The following is a 24,693-nucleotide window of genomic DNA, read 5'->3' as shown; positions in this document are numbered from 1 at the left end:
GCTTATAAGTAGAGCGCGCATACTATCAGGTTCATATACTAATCCGGCATAAGTCGCATGCGCGCTCTATTGTGCCACGCATCATGTAATCCTACCCTTGTTTGCTGAGCATTTCGCGAACTCGCTTTAGGTCAGCTGGCGTGTCAACACCGACTGGTAGCGCATGCGGTATAAGCAAGACCGCAATCCGCTCCCCATGCCACATTGCTCGCAATTGCTCAAGTGCTTCAACGATTTCGACTGGCGATTTCGAAAGCTTAGGGTAGCGCCGCAGGAAGCTAGCCCGGTATGCATATAAGCCAACGTGGCGATATATCACATCACTTGATGCTAGAAGCTGTGTGACATTGAGAATAGATGCCGCACCATTTTCCGGACTCCATTGCGACTGGTACGCATCTCGTAACCACGGAATCGGCGCTCGAGAAAAATATAGCGCGATACCCCGGGCATCAAGAACTACCTTTACAATGTTTGGATTAAAGATCTCTGCTAACTTAAAGAGCGGATGAGCGGCTGTAGCAATCGCACAATCGGAGTTAGCAGCTAGGTGCGCAGCGACACTGGCGATTATTCCTGGCTCAATCAGCGGTTCATCGCCTTGTACGTTGACTACTAGCGCGTCGTCTGGCAATTGGCAAACCTGGACCACTTCGGCCAGTCGGTCGGTTCCGGTTGAGTGGTCTTCGCGAGTCAGCAGCGCTTCGATGCCATATTCTCGACACGTATTGAGTACAATTTCAGCGTCAGTTGCAATTAAAACGCGGCTAGCACCTGATGCACTAGCTTGTTCAGCTACACGTACCACCATCGGTTTTCCAGCTAGGTCTGCCAGCGGTTTTCGCGGCAACCGGGTAGATGCAAGGCGAGCTGGAACAATAACGATAAATGGAACTGCGCTATGCGTCGGATTAATGTCTAGTTGGTTCAACCCGGTATGCCTTCGACTATCTGGTGTGCCTCATCGACTAGCATTACTGGAATGCCGTCACAAATTGGATACGCAAGCTTATCGGCGTGGCAAATTAGCTCCGGCGTATTGAGATTATAGTGCAGAGGCCCCTTACACAGCGGGCAAACAAGAATTTCAAGCAGACGAGAGTCCACGAATTTTCTCCAAAACGAGCGAAATTAGGCGGGAATCGAGCGTAGCGTCGACAGGTACTGCCCATAGACGTACGTCATGCCAAGTCGTGCATTTTACTGCATCTTTTTCAGTGATCAGAATTGCATCCGCTCTATCGGTTACAAATGGGTTCTCATCGAACGGATAATGGTCAGGCAGTGCACGTGTAGCAGGCGCGAGTCCGCTCGAACGCAGTGTCGCGAAGAAGCGTTCCGGTTCGCCGATGCCAGCAGCCGCTAGAACGCGCTGGCCAGCAAACTGTGCTAGCGGTCGGCGCAGGTGTGGATTATCTAGGTGCCATGCGTCGGCTGGCTGCAGCGCTAGCCTGAAGGTCGATGGCCACGGCGGAAAACTGTGTTCATCAGGATTGTTGATCAACGTTGCGTCGCGGGAGCGACTTAATTGTTCGCGTAATGGACCGGCAGGCAAGAGAAACCCGTTTCCCCCTAGTCGGTGATCAAAGACTACGAGCTCTATATCGCGCGCGAGCCGATAGTGCTGCAAGCCGTCGTCGCTAATAATTACATCTACTTCGCGATGAGCTTGTATCAGTGCACGGGCAGCTGCCGCTCGGTCTGGGCAAACCCACATGGGTACTTTGGTCCGACGGACTATCAGCAGTGGCTCATCGCCTGCCAGCGAAGGTGGCGACGTAGGGCTGACCGCAGTGGGTCGCACGATGCGCGAGCCATAGCCACGTGATACCACACCGGATCTAAAGCCTGCATCGCGTAATGCCTCGATCAGTGCGATAACGGTTGGCGTTTTTCCGGTGCCACCGACCGTCACATTGCCTACTACTACGACCGGCACACTAATGTGCCACGTCTTACACCAGCCGCGTGTATACGCGAGTCGGCGCAGTGCGGAGACAGCAGAAAATAACTGGGATAGAGGCCATAGAGTGTAGGCAAGCACGCCACGACGCTGCCATTCTCTCGAGAAGATATGTCCGATATAAGCAATTATCGCTCGTGAAAGTAACATGGGTATAGTAGTCGATAGATATACAGCGTTGTACAACGGCATAACAGGCCTTGGACTCCAGCAATCTCCAGCAACTCTCACGTAGCATAGGCACATACTCAATAAGTTGCCTAGAGGCTGAGATAAATTGCGCCTGCTATCCGCACATAGACGTTAATCATATTTTTCTACAATAGATGCATATACTGATATGCTATATATGATTACTGTAGATAACTTCGTGGAGCGTCTTAAGGTTACCACTATCAGTAACTTTTAATGACTTGGATATCGCATAAAATCTTGCATAAAAAATAGAGCAAGTAATGCACTCGTGCGCGGATATCACTAGCTCGACGCTATACAAAAACTGGTAAATGACTGTATAGATAGTTCCAGACCTTCCTCCGCTAGAGCTATAGAAGATTCTCCCCTAAGTACGTACTGCCCAATGAAATTAGAACTCTCCCCATCGACCTCTTTGGTCGATGGGGGCATAGTGATTCCAGTGTCCGCTCTCAATCGTACGATTAGCGCTTTGCTCGGACAAGCTCTTCCGCTTGCCTGGATTGCCGGCGAAGTTTCAAACTTTATACGGGCAGCTAGCGGTCATTGGTATTTTTCTATCAAAGACGATTGTGCCCAGATTCGTTGTGTAATGTTTCGTGGCCGCGCCCAATATGCGCAGTTTTCGCCTCGGGCAGGCGACTGGATCGAGGTTCGTGCTACAGTAGCAATGTATGAACCTCGCGGCGAGTTGCAATTAAACGTAGAAACAGTTCGACGCACCGGGCAAGGTCGCCTATATGAAGCGTTTTTGAAACTTAAAGGGCAGCTTGAGAGCGAAGGTCTGTTTGCTGCCGAGCGTAAGCGTACGCTTCCATTGCACCCACGGTCTATCGGCATCATTACATCGCTACAAGCAGCAGCACTGCGCGATGTGTTGATCACACTTGCGCGACGTGCGCCGCATGTGTCGGTTATTATCTACCCTGCGCCGGTGCAGGGTGCTGAGGCGGCCGCGCGTCTTTCGACTATGATCGGCATAGCTAACCACCGCGCTGAAGTTAATGTGTTGATTGTGTGCCGCGGCGGAGGTTCGATTGAAGACTTATGGGTATTTAATGATGAGTCTCTAGCGCGCACAATTGCCTCTAGTGCTTTGCCGATTGTATCTGGTATTGGTCACGAAACAGATTGTACGATTGCTGACTTTGCAGCCGATGTTCGTATGCCAACGCCTACAGCAGCTGCGGAACTAGTTAGTCCTCAGCATGCAGCGTTATTAAACGATTTAAGTTATCGCTATACGGCGCTAGCACGCTCTATTGTTCGGATGATGGAGCGACGAGCACAGCAGTTAGATTGGCTGGCTCGCCGGCTGATTAGCCCGGCTGAGCGGATTATGAGACAGCGTCAGCACTTGCAGCAATTATCGCTTCGGTTATGCTCGGGCGTCGCTCGCCTAGTGCAAAGTACGCGCGCACAGCTGACGATACTTCAGTTGCGTTGGCAACGCAGCCGGCTTGATATAGAGCGATTAGCCGAATGTTCGCAGTACCTCTGGTATCGCCTTCGAGATGTACTGCGCAGAAAGCAAGAGCATCAATGTGCGCGGGTATCTGCACTAGCTGCTCGCGTTGAGTTGTTGAGTCCGCGACGTACACTAGAGCGAGGCTATGCAGCGATGATCGAACCGCACAGCGGCGCACCGGTGCGTGCATTAGATGTACTTAACCCGGGTCAATGTGTAATAGTACACCTCGCGCACGGCAGTGCAGATCTTGGTATTGCGCACGTCCAGCCTCGCCTAGATCAGGAATTCTAGAGGGGGCACGTAGACCCGAGAATTGCCCCCGATCAACTAGCAAGTAACTAACTGTATGCTGGATATTTGTGATATCGGTACCAATTTTCGCGCAGAATAGCATTCTGCCAAGTAGTACTAGCCCTACGTAAGCAGTACATAGGGCACACTACTCATTAAAGAGCGAAAATGTTCGAGGTTATTCGAGCCGACCTAAGATTAAGTACTCGGCAGTATGATGCTCCCCGGCCCTTCAATTCCTTATAAAGGAATATTATATAATGACACAACATATTCTCTCTCCTCTGCCATTCGCGAAGAATGCACTGGCTCCGTATATCTCAGAAGAGACGTTAGAATTCCACTATGAAAAACATCATAAAACTTATGTGACTAATCTGAACCATCTAATCCAGGGTACAGAGTTCGAAAACTTGTCGCTGGAAGCAATTATCAAACAATCGTCGGGGGGTATTTTTAATAACGCAGCGCAAGTATGGAACCACACATTCTTCTGGAAAAGCTTATCACCCCAGGGTGGGGGGGCACCGACTGGCAAGCTCGGTGATGCAATTCACGCACAGTGGGGTTCTTACGACGGATTGAAAGAAGCTTTTACAAAAGCAGCGGTCAGCACGTTCGGCTCTGGTTGGACTTGGCTCGTGAAAAAGATCGATAGCTCACTGGATATTATTTCAACCAGCAACGCGGCTACGCCGTTGTCGGCCAATATTATGCCCTTACTGACACTAGACATTTGGGAGCATGCATACTATATCGACTATCGAAATGCTCGCCCGAGGTTTGTCGAAGCGTTTTGGAATATCGTGAACTGGAATTTCGCCGCTAAGAATTTTAGCGTATGAAGCTCTGGTGCGCGATATCGCCTTACGGTGTGTCCCTCCCCCGGGGTGCCACGTGCTTTCTCGTGGTAGGCAACGCGCTAAATATCCGAATATTTTACTAAAAGTACTTTAGCATATACAACATTACTTTTCCGTTCTTCTCCCCGCCAGATATTCTCTATAGCATAGAGAATATCTGGCGGGGAGAAGAACGCGTCTTTTGTTGTACGACGTGCGCGTCAGATGATATCCATAATCTGCTGGAACCACATCCGCAGTCTAGATGCTAGACAGGGTGTAAATCATCCCCGCGCCCCGCGGACCGATTCGACTCAAGCCAAGTTCAACCTTCGCAAGCTCGCCCCCGTAGTTTACTGCAGTTTTTGTGTATAGCTATCGTCAAAGTCTAACTCGATTGAGTAGGCCAGTAGAATAGCTTAGTAATGCGTGGCCGCTAGGACTCATCTCCGATAGAAAAGATGAAAATGCTGACGCATAATATATATATGCGTTTTTTATATGAAATAAAAATCATTTTCGAAATGCTATAATATTTTTCTGGCCTGCTATCAGGGATATGTCTGCGTGTAGCTGTGCAGCAAAATTTTAACCATTCCATCATTGGAGGCAAATATGCCGCATCAGCACATCAAGGTTTCTGGCGGTGAGCAGATTACCGTCAACCCGGACTTTTCCCTCAACGTCCCAGATCAGCCAGTCATTCCTTATATTGAGGGCGATGGTATTGGCTTCGATATTACGCCGGTGATGATCAAGGTAGTCGATGCAGCTCTTAAGAAAGTCTATGGTAATAGAAAAAAGATTAGATGGATGGAGATTTTCGCCGGCGAAAAGGCGACTAAGATTTATGGGCAAGATATATGGCTGCCGGAAGAAACGCTGCAGGCTCTAAAAGAATATGTAGTTTCGATCAAAGGGCCATTAACTACACCGGTTGGCGTCGGTATTCGCTCGCTGAATGTCGCGCTGCGACAGGAGTTAGATCTGTACGTGTGCCTGCGTCCAGTGCGCTATTTTAAGGGCGTTCCTTCGCCGGTGCGTGAACCGGAGAAAACTAACATGGTAATCTTCCGCGAGAATTCAGAGGATATCTATGCGGGTATCGAATGGGCTGCAGAATCTAAGCAAGCTAAACAGCTAATCCGCTTCTTGCGTGAAGAAATGGGTGTTAATAAAATCCGCTTTCCAGCAACATCGGGGATCGGCATCAAGCCAGTTTCGCGAGAAGGCACAGAGAGGCTAGTGCGAAAAGCTATCCAGTATGCACTCGACAATCACCGTAAGTCGGTCACGCTAGTGCACAAAGGTAACATCATGAAGTTTACCGAAGGTGCATTCCGCGACTACGGATATGCTCTCGCCGAGAAAGAGTTTGGAGCGGAGCGGATAGAAGGTACTTCGTGGACTAAAATTAAACATCCAAAGAGCGGTAATGAGGTTGTGATTAAGGACGTAATCGCCGATGCGTTTTTGCAGCAGATTCTGCTACGTCCGGCCGAATATGATGTAATCGCAACGTTAAATTTGAATGGAGATTATATTTCAGACGCATTGGCAGCGCAGGTTGGTGGTATTGGCATAGCGCCAGGTGCTAATCTATCGAATTCGGTTGCAATGTTCGAAGCAACGCATGGAACTGCACCAAAATACGCTGGCAAGAACTACGTGAATCCTGGTTCGGAAATCCTGTCGGCCGAAATGATGCTGCGCCACCTAGGCTGGATTGAGGCGGCAGATGTCATTATTTCTACAATGGAAAAGTCGATCCTGTCAAAGCGTGTGACGTATGATTTTGCACGTCAGATGGAGGATGCGACACAGGTTTCATGCTCTGGCTTTGGTCAGGTTTTAATCGAAAACATGTAGCCATGTAACAGAACCGTTCATAGATATTAAGTTAAAAAGCGCAAATGCTATAGACTGACTAACGTATATCTTATTAACGTATATCTTATATCGGCATGCAATTGTTGTCTGCACTAGATAGCGTTAGATGTTTGCCGTATAGGCGAGCTTGTATCAATAAATTTGCGTGTACAAACTACATCTGAAGAGTAGGCCACTCTGGTAGCGTGTAATGCTGGCTACTTCGGTGTTTAGAAGTTGAGAAAGTAGCCTCTTCAAGGCTACTAGTTATGGCCAAGGATTCAGACTCACCGGTATTTCCTAATTGCGGTTGAGGAGCCTGTTGAGTAATTTCGAATCGATAGCTACCCAGCCTTCCCAGAGGATATACACACTGCCATCTCACTGGAGATGGCGATATAAGATTCTGCTGACTAAATAGTCATAATTGGTACTTTATAGGTCGGCTAGAATTGACCGGCACGCTGCTCTCGAGCATACGCGTCTCTAATCCTCCTATACTCTGGAGATACATTTTAGTAGAATTCCTAGTTGGAGATGAGTGGAGCCGAAAAAATAGAATGCCGCCTGAGTTCAGACGTGAACGCAGGCTATATCAGCTCAATAACTCATGACGTATACAAGATACCCCCATGAACCGTCGATCTCCTATATGTAAAAGAGCATTAAAGTTGAGTTATATTCAAACTGAATAATATGCTGTTATGCGCGTAGCAATCCACAATACATCATCACACGTATATCAATTATGCACAAATATTGCCCGGCATACGCTGTGCAATCTCGTCAACCAAGGTGCGCGCGAGTGAGTGTTTGTCCGCACGCGGCAATGGTGTCGAGCCGGTTGTATCAAATAGAACAACTTTATTGCCATCTTTGCCGAATGTTTTCGGCCCTAGATTTCCAATGAGTAGTGGTACGTTCTTACGCCGCCGCTTTGCTTCACTATTCATGCTAAGCTCACTGCTTTCTGCCGCAAATCCGACACAGTAAGGAGGTGATGGCAACGCAGCAACACTGGCGAGTATATCGGGATTTTCGATCAAGTCTAGCGGCGGAGGTGGCTTACCGACAGTTTTCTTTAGTTTGTGATTAGATACATGAGCAGCACGCCAGTCAGCTACCGCGGCAACGGCAATAAAAATATTGGTGTCGGTGTCGGTAATAGCCTTCATGACTGCATTATACATTTTTTGCGCGGTCTGTACGTTCTTCCGGCTTACGCCCCATGGCGTGGCAAGTGCGACTGGGCCGGAAATTAGATGTACGCGCGCACCAGCTTGCGCCGCGGCACGCGCAAGTGCGAATCCCATCTTGCCACTTGAGCGATTTGTAATGCCGCGAACCGGATCTATCGGCTCAAAAGTGGGGCCCGCTGTAATTAGTACCCGTTGTCCTTCTAGCGTCTTTGGCTGAAAAAAAGCGATGATCGCCTCGTATATTGCCGTGGGTTCGAGCATGCGACCATCGCCAATCTCACCACATGCTTGCGGTCCAGCATCTGGACCAAGCACTATAATACCGTCATTGCACAACTGAGCGATGTTGCGTTGTGTCGCTGGATTTTGCCACATCTGTCGGTTCATCGCCGGTACGACCAGCAATGAGCAGGAACGTGCCATAGCTAGTGTTGATAATAGATCGTTACATAGCCCATTAGCTAACTTAGCGATAAAATCAGCCGATGCGGGAGCGATTACGATTGCGTCTGCGCGGCGCGACAGCTCGATATGTGGCATATTATTATCAATACGTGCAGCCCATTGACTGGTGTAGACTGGCTGTCCAGACAATGCTCTCATCGTGATCGGTGTAATAAATTGTGTAGCTGATTTTGTCATCACTACTTGAATAGTGGCACCGGCTTGCGTCAGAATACGCGTAAGCTCAGCCGACTTATAGCATGCGATGCCGCCAGTTAGCCCAAGAACCAAGTGTTTGCCCGAAAGATTCATATCACTCCTTCTGCTACTGCGCATGCTAAGTAGTTCTGGGATTATTTCTCAATCTAGACTTTCAGTGCGTTACACGTACGCGCCTAAGTTCGTCGAGCGCTAACAGTAACGCACCATTCGTGATGCTGCTATCGGCAATATTGAATGTTGGCCAATGCCAGTTTCCAACGTAGAAATCAAGGAAGTCAATCACATAGCCATGCATAAAACGATCAATGACGTTGCTCAATCCGCCGCCGAGAATTAATGCTAGGGCAGTACAGAATAGTTTCTGTCCGCTGTGGCCTTTGAGTAGATAAATGATTAGGAGCGCGCTACTAATACCCAATGAGATAAACACCCAGCGTTGCCAGCCACTAGCGGTCGACAGAAAATTAAACGCGCCACCGAGGTTGTAAACTAATAGCAGATTAAAGAATGACGTAACTGGATACGGATCGCCGTATACGAACAGGCGTGTCACCATAATTTTAGACAATTGGTCAAGCAGAATTACTATTAATGACATGCCTAGATACAGCATAAGCATTTCCGAACGGCTGGATTTATAAAATGAAGTCTTTGCCATTTATGCCATACTCCGGTATTCACCGTTCCCAAATAAGTTTGCTATACAGCGCTCACATAGTCTCGGATGTTCAGTGTTTATACCGACTTCCTCGCGATAATGCCAGCAGCGCTCACACTTCGAGTATTGGGACGGGATCACTGCAATTGCTTCATCAATCTTATTGTTAACCTTAATCAGCCGTGCTGCAGAGGTGATTAATACGAATCTCAATTCGCTACCAAAGCCCTCGAGAGCGTCGTAGCATTCGCCATAGGCATAGATTTCGACTTCAGCTTGTAATGAAGAGCCAATTTGGCCTGCTTGACGCGCATTTTCGAGTGCTTTGCTAACCATACCGCGTAATTTACGCACAAGTGCCCATTTATTTAGTAGCGCTTCATTATCGGGCAATAGTGGATAGACATAGTACGTTTCCGTAAAGATTGTCGTGTTTCCCGGCCGGAAGATCTTCCATGCCTCTTCCGCGGTGAATGACAGAAATGGCGCTATTAACCGAAGAAAGCCATGCGTAATATGGTACAATGATGATTGTGCACTTCGCCGAGCGAGTGAGTCGACTGAGGACGTGTACAACCGATCTTTCAGTATATCAAGATAGAAGCCACCAAGGTCCTCTGAACAAAAAATCTGTAACCTAGATACAACTGGATGGAATTCGTATACATCATAATAATTGAGCGCTTCTCTTTGTAGTTCTGCAGTGCGCGCGAGTGCGTATCGGTCGATTTCGAGCCACTGCTCGGACAGTACCATATTAAAGTTTGGGTCGAAATCTGACAGATTCGCCAATAGAAAGCGCAGTGTATTACGGATCCGGCGGTAGCTTTCGCTCACGCGTTTCAAAATCTCATCGGAGATTGATAGTTCGCCAGAGTAGTCAGTTGAAGCTACCCACAAGCGAATAATTTCGGCGCCGAGATGATTTGAGATTGCCTGCGGCGCCATCACGTTGCCAACCGATTTCGACATTTTACGACTTTGTCCATCAACCGCAAAGCCATGCGTCAACAGTGCCTTGTAGGGCGGCCGACCATCGAGCATTGAGCCAGTAAGTAGCGATGACTGGAACCATCCCCGGTGCTGATCTAAGCCTTCAAGGTATAGGTCGGCGGGCCACTGCAGCTGTTGTGTGTGCGAGCCTCGCAGAACATGCCAATGCGTGGTGCCAGAGTCGAACCAGACATCTAGCGTGTCAGAATTCTTTTCATATAGGTCGGCGTCGTTACCGAGCAACTCATGCAGATCGAGCGATTGCCACGCCTCGATACCATGTTGTTCAATGCGTTGTGCAATCTCTTCAAGTAACTCAAGCGTATTAGGATGTAACTGACCTGTCCCCTTACGTACGAAGAAGGCCATTGGCACACCCCACTGGCGTTGACGAGACAATGTCCAGTCGGGTCGATGGGCGATCATGTTTTGCAGTTGCTGCTTGCTACGTGCTGGATAGAATATAGTATTCTCGATGCCGTCGAGTGCGGTTTCGCGCAGCGTCTTTCCCCCATCAAGGGGCGTCAAATCCATACCAGCGAACCACTGCGATGTCGCTCGGTAAATAATCGGCGTCTTATGCCGCCAGCAATACATATAGCTGTGTGTATAATTGTTCGTATGTAGCAATGAACCAGAGCGCCGTAATGCATCGATAATCTTCTGGTTTGCATCCCAAATTAATAGGCCACCGAACAGCGGTAAGGATGCAATATAGTGACCGTTACCCATAACTGGGTTCAGTATATTGCTATCGTCAATGCCATGTGCCTTGCATGACTGGAAGTCCTCTACACCATAGGCTGGTGAAGAATGTACAACGCCAGTACCGGAGTTCATAGTCACGTATTCACTACAATAAACCGGTGTGGTGCGCCTATAGCCCAGGTGTAGGTTAGCGAGCGGATGCTGGAAATGAATGCCGCCCAACATGATACCTGGCGCCGACGCAATTACTGTACCGTGTAAGCCATACGTGGCCAAGCACGGCTCGACGCGTTCGGAGGCAAGAATTAGCAATCCGTACGGCGTATCTACAAGGCTATACGATAGCTGTGGATTTACACTTAGCGCCTGGTTTGCGGGAATAGTCCACGGCGTGGTAGTCCAGACCACAATCGCGCCATTAGTACTGGGCAATGACGGAACCCTAAACGCTTCGGCAATCCGCCCTAACTCGGCAAAGGGAAATGCAACATCCACAGCAGGATCTACGTGCTCCTTATATTCGATTTCCGCTTCAGCAAGTGCCGAGCCACATTCAAAGCACCAGTTTACTGGCTTCAGGCCGCGGAAGATATAACCTTTTTTAAGAATGCGTGCGAGTGCGCGGATTTCATTCGCCTCGTTCGAGAAGTACATCGTGTGATACGGATTATCCCAATTTCCAATCAACCCGAGTCGGAGAAAATCTGCTTTCTGTCGCTCAATTTGTTCGGCAGCATACGCACGTGCATTACGCTGCACTTGCTCGGTCGGCATAGACTTACCGAAGAGCTTCTCAATTTGGATTTCAATCGGCATGCCGTGACAATCCCATCCAGGTACATAATCCGCGTCAAAGCCCGCCATATTTCGTGCCTTGACAACTATATCTTTAAGGATTTTGTTGACTGCGTGTCCGATATGAATATCCCCGTTTGCATAAGGGGGGCCGTCATGTAGCACGAACTTCGGCCTTCCTTGGCAAGCTTTACGAATTGCTTCGTAGACCTTATTCTGTTGCCATTCTTGTACCCATTCCGGTTCGCGCTTTGGCAGGTCACCCCGCATTGGGAATGGTGTATCAAGCAGATTGATAGGGTATTTAGAGGACTGCTTAAAATCGGCTTTTTTGTCGATCATAATTAAAATGATGGAAAATTTCGGTGGCCACTAGCCGTGCTTTGCTAGCCGCATCGGAAAAGCATAGAATATTGCGTAGACGATAGGTATGTATTGCCGGCTTTTATTCGTGTTGTCGTACACTTTTCTGATATGCAATGGCTAATTGCTATCTAATGCATTCAGTCTGTTAGCGGACGGTGAACATTGCTGACCGAGCTGAGATGGCTACCCCGATCAGGTCGCATAGTGGGGACTGGACACTGTCGTCTGATCGGGTTTTTTAGTGAAATATTCACGCGCCTTAACTATATCGCGCGAGATTGCTTGTGCGAGTTCCTCTAGATCTAAAAACTTCTGTTCATCGCGTAGTTTCTCAAGAAATTCGACCCGAACCAGCTTTCCGTAAGCATCGCCACTCCAATCTAGTACATGCATTTCCAGTAGCATGCGGCCGGAATTATCTACAGTTGGACGCCAACCTAGGCTCGCTATACCAGGCAATGGACCAATCTCAATACCATGAACATGTGCAGTAAAAATTCCAGTAAGTGCAGGACGCTTATGTGAGATTGACAAATTTAGCGTCGGACAGCCAAGGTTACGCCCTAGCTTCATGCCATGCACAACATGGCCGCTAATCACAATTGCTTTACCGAGTGCATTGCGAGCGGCCGCGAGGTCGCCCGAAATAAGCAAAGCGCGTACAGCTGAGCTAGAGATGCGCCCGCCGGACGGGCCCTCTATAGTAGGCATTTGCTCGACTTCAAAGCCATACTGCACGCCAGCCGCCTTCAGCGATAGAAAGTCACCAGCGCGCGCTGCTCCGTACCGAAAGTCGTCGCCGATCATAACCCAGCGCGCACGTAATCCGTTCACAATAATGTGCTCGACGAATTCGGCCGGAGACTGGCTGGCGAACGTGTGATTGAAATGCTCGACTACAACTCGGTCTACACCGTTGAGCCGCAACGCTTCGAGTTTATCGCGTAGCATCGCGATGCGCGGTGGTGCGCTGGCCGGATCGAGGAACTCTCGGGGGTGCAATTCGAACGTTATCACACAGACCGGGAGCGCACGCGCATTAGCGGCCTCGCGAACTCGCGCCAGCAGTGCTTGGTGTCCGCGATGTACTCCGTCGAAGTTGCCGATTGTCAACGCGCAGGGCGAGCAGCTCTCGGCATTTGGAAGACCCATGAAGACTCTCACGATAATTAAGCTGATGGTCTTGCGGCGCTCGATAGCTACGCCGACCCGATGGTATTAATACGTTGCCGAAAAGCTTACGATTATAAGCTTCTCTCACTCAATTTCGATAGAAACGGGTAGATCAGTACCAGCAGCTAAAGTGTCGATGATAAAATATATAAATGAAAAAACTTGTCATTTTAATTTCTGGGCGCGGTTCCAACATGGAAGCAATTGTTCGAGCGTGCGCCGCACAACGTTGGTCAGCGCGCGTTGCTGCAGTCATATCCAATCGCCCTGACGCTGCAGGTTTGGCGTGGGCTGCTGCGCATGGGGTCGCTACGGCTGTTGTTGATCACACGTGGTTCCAAGGACGTGATGAATTCGATACAGCGCTGGTACAGACGCTAGATGTATATGAACCAAATCTTGTTATTCTGGCTGGCTTCATGCGCGTACTGACATCGGCATTTATTCAGCGCTATGCGGCCCGCATCATAAACATACATCCATCGTTGCTACCAAGTTTTACGGGTCTGCATACGCATCAGCGCGCGTTAGATGCGGGTGTTGCAGTACATGGTGCTACGGTCCATTTCGTGACTGCCGAACTAGACTATGGTCCGATCATTGCGCAAGGCGTAGTTTCCGTGCTTGCTAGTGACGCTGTTGTTGAACTTTCTGCACGAGTATTGCGCCTAGAGCACAATCTCTACCCGCGCGTAGTACGCTGGTTTATAGAGGACCGCTTACGCTTACGTAACGGCCGCGTGGAGCTAACAGCCGTTAAGACGCGGCTGCTATTGGATGAAAACTTAGTATGAGGCTACATAGATTCTTAATCGGCCAGATCGAAGTGTTGTTAGGCGATGTACTAAAGTTTTCTAGTGCAGCTGACGTAGCTACAAGTCGATTCTTTCACGCCCATCCGAAGCTTGGCCAGACTGAGCGTAGTATAGCTACTGAGGCTGTATTTTCGGTTCTACGCCGTAAGATAGAATATGAGTATTTAGCTGAAAGTGGCAGTGGCACATTAACACGTCGGCTAGCACTGCTTGGCCTCATGCAGACTGCTGGTCTGAAAGAGTTGCGCCCATATGTGTTTCAAGAGGAATATGCATGGCTTGACCTTGTTTCCAAGGTCGATCCAGAAAGCCTTCCGGCACACGTTCGCACGAATTTTCCGTCATGGATTGAAGCTGCACTAGGTGTTCGTTTAACAACTATAGATGCTGGGCCGGATGCAGTAGCGCAGGAGCTGGCGTGGCTGGCAGCAGCGCTAAATCATCCAGCGCCGCTAGATCTGCGTGTTAATCCAATCCGCGCTCATCGCGATGCGGTGCTTGCTGTACTAGCACAGGTCGGCGTGCAGGCCGAGCCGACGCCATATGCCCCACTGGGTATACGTATCGCTGGCAAGCCGGCGATACGTACGATGACCGCTTTTAAACAAGGATGGTTCGAGATACAAGACGAGGGTAGCCAGCTATTGTGCCAGCTGACTGGGCCGTGCCGCGGTGAAATGGTTGTTGATTTCTGTGCTGGAGCTGGAGGTAAGACGCTTGCGTTAGGTGCGATGATGCATTCAACTGGGCGGTTATACGCATTTGATGTATCTGACAAACGACTAGGCAAGCTCAAGATTAGGCTTTCTCGTAGCGGACTATCGAATGTGCATCCGGTTCTTATTGATAGTGAATTCGATATAAAGATCAAGCGTTTATTCGGCAAGATCGATCGTGTACTAGTCGATGTGCCATGTACTGGTCTAGGTACGCTGCGCCGAAATCCAGATCTTAAGTGGCGTCAAACACCGCAGTCAGTAGATAAGTTAGCGGTAAAGCAAGCATCAATACTTTCCGCCGCAGCGCGGCTCCTTAAGCCCGGTGGGCGGCTTGTTTACGCAACGTGCAGCTTACTGAGCAACGAAAATGAAGAAATTATCGAGCAGTTTATCGCCACTCACCCAATGTTCGAGTGTGTGTCAGCGCACCGGGTGTTAGCTGATAAAAAGATTGCACTTGATACTGGAAAATACCTAATCCTGTGGCCACACCGACATGGCACTGATGGCTTCTTTGCGGTAGCGATGCAACGGGTGGCGTGATATGCGGGATCAAATACTGCCCAAGCTGTTCGGAAACTTAGTTCGTGACCTTGGCCAGCCAGCGATGCTTGGGCAGGTTATTATACTGATTGGTGCGCTAGCGCTAGCATGGGGACTTGCTGCTTACGCGCGTAAGCAGCTGGACATATATTGTCGCTCGCGTAACGCAGCAGTGCACTTCGGGGTAGATGGACTAGATAAAGCATTATTTCCATTTCTCAGCTGGCTGATAGTTAGTGGTGCAGCGCTTATTCTAAAACAGGCGGCGCAGACGCTGTTACTAGATTTTGTGCGGGTTCCGCTGTTTGGTATTGCGCTAATCTATGTAGCGTTATATTTAATGCGCCAGGTGTTTTCCCGTGATGGGCATTTGCACGGGCTTGCGTACCTAGCTGAAAAAATCGTCACCGTTCTGGTATGGGCTGGAATGGCGCTAATCATAATGGACATTCAGGACGATGTACTGCACTGGATGTCTAGTGTGGAGTTTCGCATAGCTACTGTGCATCTAAATCTATTATCGTTGTGTAATGGCTTAATGTGGGTCACAATCACATTATTTGGGGCGCTATGGGTGGGTCGTGCATTAGACGAGCGTCTGCTACAGACTAGCGCACTCGATGCGAATCTGCGGGTCGTGTTGTCGCGTATTGGTCGCGCGTCATTAATCTTAGCTGCAGTGCTGGTAAGTCTGTCAATCGTCGGTATCGATATTACCGTTCTTGGTGTATTCAGCGGTGCGCTCGGCGTTGGACTAGGCTTTGGGTTGCAAAAGATTGCTAGCAATTATGTATCAGGGTTTATCATCTTATTAGATCGCTCTCTGCGTCTTGGTGATACGATTTGCCTCGGCAATCTACAAGGTCAAGTTACGCAAATTCGAACTCGATATACAGTAATGCGTGGATTAGATGGTGTCGAAACGCTAGTTCCAAACGAGAAGCTGATTACTGATATCGTGCAGAACCAATCTTCGTTTCTCACGCGCGGCTGGACTAAAGTGTCAGTCCAAGTGGCATATGATACAGATGTGAACCTCGCAATGCGCATACTGGTCCAGGCTGCGCAAGGCGTGGATCGTGTATTAAAGGATCCAGCGCCTCGCCCTTATTTTTCTGGATTCAGCGCCGACGGGATAAACCTGGAGCTAGGATTTTGGATTGCTGAAGCGGCACTTGGTATCACGTCGGTTCGTTCAGCCGTCAACTACAATATCTGGGTCAGTTTCAGTGCGCATGGTATTCGCGCTCCATTTATACAGTGCGAAGTACGGATTTTGAATTCTTCTGCTATTGAACCGATGGAAGTTGTCTCGGTCCAAGCAAGAAGAGAGGCTTGATTTCCTTAATAGAAAGATATTGTTTATCCGGAGAGTGTGATAGTGTCCAGAAAAATGCATTATTCAGAATACTAGAGGTGTTTATGATTAATAAAGTCAAATTTTAGCTATCCTAGTCTTTTCCCTAACCTCTGCATCGGGTCGAGTCAAATACTTTGATCTGGCAGGTTTTCCGATTTTATTTTCTGAGTAGAATACCTTGGTGAATTCTGTGCTGCATTTCGTTGCTTATGGCCTGCTAAGCTGGCCATGGTGGAAAATTGTGCTTTATACACTGCTGATGACGCATATCACAATTGTTGGTGTGACTGTTTATCTTCATCGGCACCAAGCTCACCGCGCGTTAGATCTACATCCAATTGTCAGCCACTTTTTCCGCTTCTGGTTATGGCTAACCACGGGTATGGTCACTGGTCAATGGGCGGCTATCCACCGCAAGCATCATGCAAAATGTGAAACCGATGATGATCCACACAGTCCGAAGACACGTGGCATATGGAAAGTTTTGTTTGAAGGCGCCGAACTATACCGTGCAGAAGTAAAAAATAAACAAACACTGAAGAAGTATGGGCACGGTACGCCAGATGATTGGCTAGAGCGCCATATCTACGCTAAGCATGCGCTTCTTGGAGTAACCATCATGGCGTTGATCGATCTTACGCTATTCGGGGTCATCGGGATTTCAGTGTGGGCCATTCAGATGATTTGGATCCCATTCTGGGCTGCTGGGGTGGTTAATGGTCTTGGTCATTTCTGGGGGTACCGTAATTTTAACTGCGCGGATGCGAGCACAAACCTATTGCCGTGGGGAATCTTGATCGGTGGCGAAGAATTGCACAATAATCACCACACGTATGCAACTTCAGCGAAGTTATCAAACAAGTGGTACGAGTTCGACATGGGTTGGATGTATATTCGGATTATGTCAGCATGTCGGCTGGCGAAGGTGAAGAAGATTGCCCCGATGCCGAAGTTAGCAGCACGTAAGGCAGTACCAGATATAGATACATTGCATGCGGTTCTAGCTAATCGCTACGAAGTAATGGCGTTCTATGCGAAAACGGTTAACCGAGCGTACCGGAAAGAGTTAGTACAGTTAAAAGAATTAGGCGCGAGAGAAAGGTATGCATTGATTAAAAGCGCTCGCGCATGGCTTCACAACGACACAGCTACCTTAGATGAGCCGCAGAAGCAAGAATTAGTACAGATCTTCGCTAGCAACCAGCGCTTACGCACGTACTATCAATTGCGAATCGAACTCACGCAGATATGGGATCGCTCAAACGCATCGCGCGATCAGTTACTATCGCTCTTGCAGAGCTGGTGCTATCGCGCAGAGCAAAGCGGAATTCAAGCATTGCGGGAATTTTCAGTACGATTACGTCGCTACGCGTAAACGCTGGAGCAGATACATTTTATTAGATTTACAGTCTGCCTCGTACTCTCCTCTCCCCGCATAAGCGGGGTTTTTCTTTTCGGGGTGCGATAAAGTAAGTTAGGCTAACTGATAGGGATAGGGCCACTATAGAATGATACGGGTCATAATTGTTGATCGTCGAGGGGATAAGGATGAGCCAGCGTTTAAGCAAGATGGTCGAGTTTGATAAACCAGTGATGCCTAGTGGGAAGCGTAGCATCGAGCAAGCATGGGCGCGCGTGCCGCAAAGCCTGTCGATGGCCGAGCGCGCCGAGTTACGTGCGCATATCTGCGAGCGGATTACTCGGCAGGATGCTGTGCTAGTTGCTCATTATTACGTTGACCCAGAGTTGCAGTCGCTGGCTGAGGAAACTGGAGGTTGTGTTGCTGATTCGCTGGAAATGGCCCGTTTCGGTCGTGATTCCGATGCCCGTACACTAGTTGTGATCGGAGTGCGCTTCATGGGCGAGACAGCAAAGATATTGAGTCCTGAGAAGCATGTGTTAATGCCGGATCTGGATGCAACGTGCTCACTCGATCTTGGTTGTCCTGCCGATCAGTTTTCTTTTTTTTGTAGCACTCATGCCGACCGAACTGTCGTCGTGTACGCGAATACAAGCGCGGCTGTTAAGGCGCATGCGGACTGGATGGTAACTTCGTCAATCGGACTCGATATTATTGCCGAACTGCATGCACGAGGCGAAAAAATCTTATGGGGACCAGACCGCCATCTAGGTAGCTATATCCAACGTAAGACCGGTGCTGATATGTTAATATGGCAAGGCTCGTGTCTGGTACATGATGAGTTTAAAGGGGGCGAACTTGACTTGTTACGTGCTAAGCATCCAGATGCTAAGGTGCTAGTACATCCTGAGTCGCCAGCATCCGTCGTTGCACAGGCCGACGTAGTCGGCTCGACTACACAACTGATCCATGCAGCAAAAACGCTTGATGCGACACGACTCATTGTGGCTACCGACTTGGGGATTCTCTATAAAATGCGGGCAGTGGCGCCGGATAAGACATTCATCGCCGCGCCGACCGCGGGTAATAGTGCAACGTGCAAAAGCTGTGCGCATTGTCCCTGGATGGCAATGAATAGCCTGTCTAGTCTTGCTGCCGTGCTGCAGTCTTATGCAAATGAGATATTTATCGATCCAGCTATTATCAAACGCGCGCGAATACCAATCGACCGTATGTTAGACTTTGCTGCGCAAAAAAGCTGTAATGTTCGAGCTAGTGGTAACTTAGAATACGATGATGCATTATTCCGATATATGGGAGCTGCATGATAGGTGTATCCGCTAAAGCAAATGGCACTATTCGCACTGTGGTCAACCCGCAGTGGAGTGGTTATGAGCAAATTCTTCAAGACTACGGTGAAGCGTTGATGACTGCGCTGCACCAGAACGTGCGGGCTGCACTAGCAGAGGATGTAGGTCCACATGACTGGGCCAGCTTACTTGTGCCAACAGACGACATGTTTAATGCCCGGATTATCGTACGTGAGCCAGCAGTACTATGCGGTGTACTCTGGTTTGTAGAAGTAATGCGAAGCGTCGACGTGCGCATCAAAGTATTATGGCATTATCGCGAAGGCGAATGGATGCACAGTGATACGCCAGTGTGCTCGTTGTGGGGCCCTATACGGGGCCTCTTAACGGCCGAGCGCAATGGTTTAAATTTTTTACAATTGCTATCTGGTGTCGCAACTGCTACGCACAAATATGTTAAGGCGATTACTGGCACTGGGGCGCGGATTCTCGATACACGAAAGACGCTGCCTGGCCTCAGGGTGGCACAAAAATATGCTGTTCGAGTCGGCGGTGGTGATAACCAGCGATTAGCGTTATATGACGGAATCTTAATTAAGGAAAATCATATTACAGCCACAGGCGGTATCGCTGCCGCTCTGCGGACTGCGTATGCTTTACAGTCGGGGTTGCCAGTACAAGTCGAAGTCGAAACGCTAGAACAGCTACAGATAGCACTCTCTTATCATGCTCCATTAGTACTCCTAGATAATTTTACGCTTGATATGATGCGTAATGCAGTTTCTATGAATAATCATCAGGCTCTACTTGAGGTTTCTGGAGGTGTAAACTTAGATACGGTACACGATATCGCAGTTACTGGTGTAGATCGAATATCGATTGGCGCATTAACTAAAGACGTACAAGCAACTGACTATTCAATGCTAGTTCTTAATCGCGTGTAATTCTCGAGCATCTATTAGCGTAGTTACCTGATATATAGAATCATTTTGGACTTAGAACCGTCGACCTTGCTGTAGGTAATGACTGTTCCCAGTCTCGACTGAAATGTAAGCCACGGCTTTCTAGTCGAGAGCGAGCGCTATTAACAATCAGCAACGCAACGTCGACGAGATTACGCAATTCGAGTAGGTCACAGCTAATGCGAAAATTCGCATAATATTCGTGGATCTCATCGCTTAGCAGCACTAGTCGGCGCTTCGCCTGCGCTAACCGCTTGTCGCTTCGCACAATACCAACATGGTTCCACATCAGCCGTCTCACCTCATCCCAATTGTGAGCCACGATCACTTCTTCGTCAGCATCAGATACACGGCTTTCGTCCCACTCTGGTAATTTGAGATTATGCATAGTATCGAGCCCTGCATTTTCTATAGCTCTTGCCGAGGCCCTGCCGATCACTAGGCATTCCAGCAGCGAATTACTCGCAAGTCGGTTAGCGCCATGTAAGCCTGTATAAGAGGTCTCGCCGACTGCGTAGAGTCCGCTGATATCAGTTCGGCCTGCTAGGTCGGTCACGACACCGCCGCACGTATAATGAGCAGCTGGGACGATGGGAATTGGTGAACGCGTGATGTCAATTCCGAACTGCTGGCATCGTGCGAGAATTGTCGGAAAGTGCTTATGCAGGAATACAGCTGGTTGGTGACTAATATCAAGATAAACGCAATCGATACCGTGCTTTTTGATTTCGAAATCAATTGCGCGGACGACGATGTCACGTGGCGCTAATTCCGCCCGCTCGTCGTATTGTGGCATAAAGCGGGTTCCGTCCGGCAGCTTTAGCAATCCACCTTCGCCGCGTACTGCCTCAGAAATGAGGAATGAGCCGGCATATGGATGGTATAAACAGGTAGGATGGAATTGCATAAATTCCATGTTTGCTACCCGGGCTCCAGCCCGCCAGGCCATTGCAATGCCATCACCAGTTGCGGTATCTGGATTTGTTGTATACAAGTAAACCTTGCCTGCACCACCAGTGGCTAGCACGGTATGTGGTGCCTGAATTGTCAGTATCTTTCTGCTTTTAATGTTTAGCACATACAGGCCGAAGCAACGCTGGTACGGAAATCCGAGTCGGCCGGACATGACTAAGTCGATTGCACAATGATACTCGAGTAGAGTAATATTAGGATGTTGACGAGCGTGTACGATGAGCGTCGATAATACTGCATGACCAGTAGCATCTGCTGCATGAATGATTCGTCGATGACTATGCCCCCCTTCACGTGTCAGATGAAATCCTGATTCAGTATTATGATCTGCGGTAAACGGCACGCCTTTGCTGATCAACCATTCGACTGCCGTGCGTCCATTTTCAACAATAAAGCGCGTCGCAAATTCATCGCATAGACCTGCACCGGCAATTATCGTATCGCGCACGTGGCTTTCAATACTGTCTGCTGAGTCTAATACAGCTGCAATACCTCCTTGCGCTAAATTACTAGCACTATGAGATAAAGAGCGCTTTGCGATGATAGCAATACGGAAAGCAGGGTCTAAGTTTAATGCTACGCTTAACCCGGCGAGCCCACTACCGACGATGACAACATCAAAATTCATCGGGATGGTCTCCTTATCTTCTATATGATTTATAGTCTACGCCTATAAATCAAAACTAAAGAGGATGCCCCCCCTGTTTCAGCTGCGAAACAGCATCTAAAGTCTTTAGATGCCCGAGTTGTTAAATTTTATTTGTGGTTTTGAAAAGATCGTATAGTTTTAAATTGGTCGATCTAGAAGTTGCATTATTTGATCTTTGCTTCTTTATATTCTACGTGCTTGCGCGCAACTGGATCAAACTTCATAATCGTTATTTTCTCAGGCATTATACGTTTGTTTTTAGTCGTGGTGTAAAAATGACCGGTTCCCGCTGTTGATTCTAGCTTTATTTTATCGCGAGCGCTTTTAGCCATGTTGTAGTTCCTTAAGCTTTACTAAGCGTAGGCATTCGAGTACATCATCAATACCTTTTTTGTCGATCAGGCGTAAGCCTGCGTTCGACACACGAAGACGCAACCAACGACTTTCGCTTTCTACCCAAAACCGGCGGTATTGAAGGTTTGGGAGAAAGCGACGCTTGGTCTTGTTGTTCGCATGAGAAACATTATTGCCGACAATAGGCGATTTCCCAGTAATCTGGCATTTTCGTGCCATCAGAACACTCCTAATACGCTTAAATTTAGATGATATAAAACAGCTGACAAGAAAGAATATAACTGTAGCAGAAAAATCAAAGAAAAATCAATCTACTCTATATTGGTCATATTAGCCCCTAGTCTACGACTAGACGACTTTGTACAGATAGACCCTAGCATTAGCAATGGGTCTCGAGACTACCCTTCTAAATAAATTATGCGTGTCCGGAGGATCGAGAAAAAGAAAACAAATATATTATAATACAGCCGTCTTAGTCGGCTTTTCATGAGAAACGCTGAATAACCTCTCTATGTGGTCAGTTGATATTTTTTAGAAAATCGGTAACCCAATCGAACTGCATCGTACGCGTGGCTACTGCCGATTGGTCTAATAGAAATTAGCACTTTATTGATCAGGGTGTTCCACTAGACATGAATATTATTTCAATAACCACAGTTACTTACATTTGGAAGGTTTGCTGATCTAAATGAGAATATGTCAGCGCACTATTGAATCATCGGTTTATCGAGGATGACATGGATATACTAATATCCATGTCATCCTGGTAGTTTTAAATAAACATTGGTGTGCTTGTGCGAGGTAGTGCATATAGTATTCTCAATTTACGTATGAGTATTATTAATGCTTCTAATCAGCTCTCGCTAGAAAGGGGTTCGGATATCGTTAATGCGCTCAATAACAAACCCGTAATATTGTTTCTGAGCAGGCAAGACAGCTTGCGCGACCTCTAGAGGATTTTCTGCTTGGCACGAAGATTTTGGAGAATCCCTCAACTATTCGTTTGGTACTGGGGCAGGCATTAGGCTCGCGCAATCCAGGAACTGGTGTGTAGAGCTTTTCTAGCAACGCTATATGAAAATATGATGATCGACGAAGCTTGCTTCCCCTATAGATCTAGTTACATGGAATACACTTAGCAGTGCGTGCTCTATCGGCTAATCTTCTCAACATAAGCATACCAAAAGTTAGAAAGACATACGTGCTGTTCTATGCTACCTACCTGTTAGTTAACCATCATCTAGGCTGATGGTTAAGATCATTATAATTCTGTAGGAAGTAGTGTGATCGAAAAAAATAAATATCCAAGCGAAATATTTCTCGCACAGCCGCGCGGATTCTGCGCGGGAGTCGACCGAGCAATCGAGATTGTCGAACGCGCATTGACTCTGTTCTGTTCGCCGATCTATGTGCGTCACGAGATTGTACATAATGCACATGTTGTGGAAGACTTGCGTAGCAAGGGTGCGGTATTTGTTGAATCTCTTGACGATGTTCCAGACGGCACAACGCTGATATTTAGCGCGCACGGAGTACCAAAAGCAGTACGAGCTCAAGCACTAAAAAAAAGATTACGGGTTTTTGATGCTACTTGTCCGCTAGTTACCAAGGTACACATGGAGGTGGCTAAGCTCCATGTTGAGGGTTTCGAGATTGTGATGGTCGGCCATCGAGGCCATCCGGAGGTTATCGGTACAATGGGGCAAGCCAATGCAGGCATGCACTTAGTCGAGACTGCGGACGATGTCGCTGCACTCGAGGTTATCGATTCCAACAGACTTGCATACGTGACGCAGACTACGCTATCGATTGATGATGTAATAGAGGTAATCGGCGCACTGAAGCTACGCTTTCCCGCTATTTGTGCGCCGAAGAAGCAAGACATTTGCTACGCGACGCAGAACCGGCAGGATGCGGTAAAATTCATGGCGCCACAGTGTGATATCGTGATTGTCGTTGGCAGCCCGAATAGCTCTAACTCAAATCGCCTGCGAGAAGTAGCAGAAAAACGTGGTGTGCTAGCCTATATGGTAGATGCACCAGAGCAAATCGATCCCGCCTGGTTAAGGGGCAAGCAAAGTGTTGGTGTAACGGCGGGTGCTTCAGCACCAGAGGCGCTGGCACAGGCAGTCGTCGAGCGACTTCGCCAATTAGGCGCTTGCCATGTTCAAACACTAGATGGTGTACAGGAACATGTTTCCTTCCCACTACCAAAAGGGCTGGCATCGCAAGCCTCATCGTACCTTTGGGATAAAACAGCGTCGCGCTGCAGATAGTGTTTTTCGCGTGTAGTCTCTTAGTTTAGGTACTGCAGCACGCTTATGTAGTTTTGTGTTCGATATTCTATTAAACTGGTGACTAGTAGTCAGAAGATATCTGATCGCTAGTGGGTAGTGGGTTAGTAGTTTTTACAAGAATAAGTTTTTTCCACTTTCGGGTAGATATACCAAATATCTATTC

General features: G+C 48.2%; 20 protein-coding genes. 10 read left to right on the top strand and 10 right to left on the bottom strand.

Annotated features, from left to right (window positions below; genetic code table 11):
* Positions 1 to 91: 91 nt before the first annotated feature.
* Genes kdsB through lpxK form a run of 3 tightly spaced genes read right to left on the bottom strand, consistent with a single transcriptional unit; the run spans position 92 to position 2,113 of the window.
* Complete coding sequence (gene kdsB / locus GJV44_RS01800; RefSeq protein WP_226806863.1) at positions 92 to 916, bottom strand: 3-deoxy-manno-octulosonate cytidylyltransferase; 825 nt, start codon at positions 914 to 916, stop codon at positions 92 to 94.
* Between the two features lie 11 nt (positions 917 to 927).
* On the bottom strand, positions 928 to 1,107 hold the full coding sequence (locus tag GJV44_RS01795) for a Trm112 family protein (RefSeq protein ID WP_226806785.1): 180 nt from the start codon (positions 1,105 to 1,107) through the stop codon (positions 928 to 930).
* Positions 1,088 to 2,113, bottom strand: a complete 1,026-nt coding sequence (lpxK, locus tag GJV44_RS01790) for a tetraacyldisaccharide 4'-kinase (protein WP_226806784.1) — start codon at positions 2,111 to 2,113, stop codon at positions 1,088 to 1,090. The genes GJV44_RS01795 and lpxK overlap by 20 nt, the downstream gene beginning before the upstream one ends.
* 430 nt (positions 2,114 to 2,543) lie before the next feature.
* On the opposite strand from lpxK, the gene xseA reads away from it, so the two are divergent.
* The 3 genes from xseA to icd all read left to right on the top strand — a co-directional run bounded on the left by xseA (position 2,544) and on the right by icd (position 6,631).
* Entirely contained in the window at positions 2,544 to 3,920 is a 1,377-nt protein-coding gene (xseA, locus tag GJV44_RS01785) for an exodeoxyribonuclease VII large subunit (RefSeq protein ID WP_226806783.1), read from the top strand.
* Between the two features lie 260 nt (positions 3,921 to 4,180).
* Positions 4,181 to 4,765, top strand: a complete 585-nt coding sequence (locus GJV44_RS01780) for a superoxide dismutase (protein ID WP_226806782.1) — start codon at positions 4,181 to 4,183, stop codon at positions 4,763 to 4,765.
* A gap of 612 nt (positions 4,766 to 5,377) precedes the next feature.
* Complete coding sequence (icd, locus tag GJV44_RS01775) at positions 5,378 to 6,631, top strand: NADP-dependent isocitrate dehydrogenase (RefSeq protein WP_226806781.1); 1,254 nt, start codon at positions 5,378 to 5,380, stop codon at positions 6,629 to 6,631.
* A 746-nt stretch (positions 6,632 to 7,377) separates the two neighbouring features.
* On the opposite strand, the gene coaBC is transcribed toward icd, so the two are convergent.
* The 4 genes from coaBC to GJV44_RS01755 form a co-directional block, all read right to left on the bottom strand.
* Entirely contained in the window at positions 7,378 to 8,586 is a 1,209-nt protein-coding gene (gene coaBC, locus GJV44_RS01770; protein WP_226806780.1) for a bifunctional phosphopantothenoylcysteine decarboxylase/phosphopantothenate--cysteine ligase CoaBC, read from the bottom strand.
* Positions 8,587 to 8,647: 61 nt separating this feature from the next.
* Entirely contained in the window at positions 8,648 to 9,154 is a 507-nt protein-coding gene (lspA, locus tag GJV44_RS01765) for a signal peptidase II (protein ID WP_226806779.1), read from the bottom strand.
* Positions 9,155 to 11,992, bottom strand: coding sequence for an isoleucine--tRNA ligase (ileS, locus tag GJV44_RS01760; protein ID WP_226806778.1), 2,838 nt, complete (start codon positions 11,990 to 11,992; stop codon positions 9,155 to 9,157).
* A 216-nt stretch (positions 11,993 to 12,208) separates the two neighbouring features.
* On the bottom strand, positions 12,209 to 13,180 hold the full coding sequence (locus GJV44_RS01755; protein ID WP_226806777.1) for a bifunctional riboflavin kinase/FAD synthetase: 972 nt from the start codon (positions 13,178 to 13,180) through the stop codon (positions 12,209 to 12,211).
* A 161-nt stretch (positions 13,181 to 13,341) separates the two neighbouring features.
* On the opposite strand from GJV44_RS01755, the gene purN reads away from it, so the two are divergent.
* The 6 genes from purN (at position 13,342) to nadC (ending at position 20,240) form a co-directional block, all read left to right on the top strand.
* Positions 13,342 to 13,983, top strand: a complete 642-nt coding sequence (purN, locus tag GJV44_RS01750; RefSeq protein WP_226806776.1) for a phosphoribosylglycinamide formyltransferase — start codon at positions 13,342 to 13,344, stop codon at positions 13,981 to 13,983.
* Positions 13,980 to 15,266, top strand: coding sequence for an RsmB/NOP family class I SAM-dependent RNA methyltransferase (locus tag GJV44_RS01745; RefSeq protein ID WP_226806775.1), 1,287 nt, complete (start codon positions 13,980 to 13,982; stop codon positions 15,264 to 15,266). Before purN ends, GJV44_RS01745 begins: the two co-directional genes overlap by 4 nt.
* 1 nt (position 15,267) lies before the next feature.
* Positions 15,268 to 16,605 (top strand): mechanosensitive ion channel family protein, encoded by a 1,338-nt coding sequence (locus GJV44_RS01740; protein ID WP_226806774.1) that lies wholly within the window; start codon positions 15,268 to 15,270, stop codon positions 16,603 to 16,605.
* A 199-nt stretch (positions 16,606 to 16,804) separates the two neighbouring features.
* Positions 16,805 to 18,001 (top strand): DesA family fatty acid desaturase, encoded by a 1,197-nt coding sequence (locus tag GJV44_RS01735; protein ID WP_226806773.1) that lies wholly within the window; start codon positions 16,805 to 16,807, stop codon positions 17,999 to 18,001.
* A gap of 173 nt (positions 18,002 to 18,174) precedes the next feature.
* The gene (gene nadA, locus GJV44_RS01730; protein WP_226806772.1) at positions 18,175 to 19,314 is read left to right on the top strand and encodes a quinolinate synthase NadA; all 1,140 of its coding nucleotides are present in this window, start codon (positions 18,175 to 18,177) and stop codon (positions 19,312 to 19,314) included.
* A gap of 98 nt (positions 19,315 to 19,412) precedes the next feature.
* Positions 19,413 to 20,240 (top strand): carboxylating nicotinate-nucleotide diphosphorylase, encoded by an 828-nt coding sequence (nadC, locus tag GJV44_RS01725; RefSeq protein ID WP_226806862.1) that lies wholly within the window; start codon positions 19,413 to 19,415, stop codon positions 20,238 to 20,240.
* 40 nt (positions 20,241 to 20,280) lie between these two features.
* Here nadC and nadB read toward each other — a convergent pair whose 3' ends face one another.
* The 3 genes from nadB to rpmB all read right to left on the bottom strand — a co-directional run bounded on the left by nadB (position 20,281) and on the right by rpmB (position 22,452).
* On the bottom strand, positions 20,281 to 21,858 hold the full coding sequence (gene nadB, locus GJV44_RS01720; RefSeq protein WP_226806771.1) for an L-aspartate oxidase: 1,578 nt from the start codon (positions 21,856 to 21,858) through the stop codon (positions 20,281 to 20,283).
* Positions 21,859 to 22,043: 185 nt separating this feature from the next.
* Complete coding sequence (gene rpmG / locus GJV44_RS01715; RefSeq protein ID WP_226806770.1) at positions 22,044 to 22,211, bottom strand: 50S ribosomal protein L33; 168 nt, start codon at positions 22,209 to 22,211, stop codon at positions 22,044 to 22,046.
* Positions 22,204 to 22,452 (bottom strand): 50S ribosomal protein L28, encoded by a 249-nt coding sequence (rpmB, locus tag GJV44_RS01710; protein ID WP_226806769.1) that lies wholly within the window; start codon positions 22,450 to 22,452, stop codon positions 22,204 to 22,206. Before rpmB ends, rpmG begins: the two co-directional genes overlap by 8 nt.
* Before the next feature lie 1,064 nt (positions 22,453 to 23,516).
* Here rpmB and ispH point away from each other — a divergent pair.
* Positions 23,517 to 24,509: a 4-hydroxy-3-methylbut-2-enyl diphosphate reductase gene (gene ispH, locus GJV44_RS01705; protein ID WP_226806768.1), complete on the top strand. Its 993-nt coding sequence runs from the start codon at positions 23,517 to 23,519 to the stop codon at positions 24,507 to 24,509.
* Positions 24,510 to 24,693 lie beyond the last annotated feature (184 nt).

Origin of the sequence: Candidatus Vallotiella adelgis, assembly GCF_020541305.1 — a bacterium.
GTDB classification, from domain to species: Bacteria; Pseudomonadota; Gammaproteobacteria; order Burkholderiales; family Burkholderiaceae; genus Mycetohabitans; species Mycetohabitans adelgis.
The sequence above is the reverse complement of the archived record's forward strand: the minus strand, read 5'-3'. Positions and strand labels throughout refer to the sequence as shown.

Excerpts from the sequence above, each read along its gene's own strand:
- lpxK (WP_226806784.1), bottom strand. The coding sequence starts at position 2,113 with ATGTTACTTTCACGAGCGATAATTGCTTATATCGGACATATCTTCTCG.
- xseA (WP_226806783.1), top strand. The coding sequence starts at position 2,544 with ATGAAATTAGAACTCTCCCCATCGACCTCTTTGGTCGATGGGGGCATA.
- GJV44_RS01780 (WP_226806782.1), top strand. The coding sequence starts at position 4,181 with ATGACACAACATATTCTCTCTCCTCTGCCATTCGCGAAGAATGCACTG.
- icd (WP_226806781.1), top strand. The coding sequence starts at position 5,378 with ATGCCGCATCAGCACATCAAGGTTTCTGGCGGTGAGCAGATTACCGTC.
- coaBC (WP_226806780.1), bottom strand. The coding sequence starts at position 8,586 with ATGAATCTTTCGGGCAAACACTTGGTTCTTGGGCTAACTGGCGGCATC.
- lspA (WP_226806779.1), bottom strand. The coding sequence starts at position 9,154 with ATGGCAAAGACTTCATTTTATAAATCCAGCCGTTCGGAAATGCTTATG.
- ileS (WP_226806778.1), bottom strand. The coding sequence starts at position 11,992 with ATGATCGACAAAAAAGCCGATTTTAAGCAGTCCTCTAAATACCCTATC.
- purN (WP_226806776.1), top strand. The coding sequence starts at position 13,342 with ATGAAAAAACTTGTCATTTTAATTTCTGGGCGCGGTTCCAACATGGAA.
- GJV44_RS01745 (WP_226806775.1), top strand. The coding sequence starts at position 13,980 with ATGAGGCTACATAGATTCTTAATCGGCCAGATCGAAGTGTTGTTAGGC.
- GJV44_RS01740 (WP_226806774.1), top strand. The coding sequence starts at position 15,268 with ATGCGGGATCAAATACTGCCCAAGCTGTTCGGAAACTTAGTTCGTGAC.
- nadA (WP_226806772.1), top strand. The coding sequence starts at position 18,175 with ATGAGCCAGCGTTTAAGCAAGATGGTCGAGTTTGATAAACCAGTGATG.
- nadC (WP_226806862.1), top strand. The coding sequence starts at position 19,413 with ATGACTGCGCTGCACCAGAACGTGCGGGCTGCACTAGCAGAGGATGTA.
- nadB (WP_226806771.1), bottom strand. The coding sequence starts at position 21,858 with ATGAATTTTGATGTTGTCATCGTCGGTAGTGGGCTCGCCGGGTTAAGC.
- rpmG (WP_226806770.1), bottom strand. The coding sequence starts at position 22,211 with ATGGCTAAAAGCGCTCGCGATAAAATAAAGCTAGAATCAACAGCGGGA.
- rpmB (WP_226806769.1), bottom strand. The coding sequence starts at position 22,452 with ATGGCACGAAAATGCCAGATTACTGGGAAATCGCCTATTGTCGGCAAT.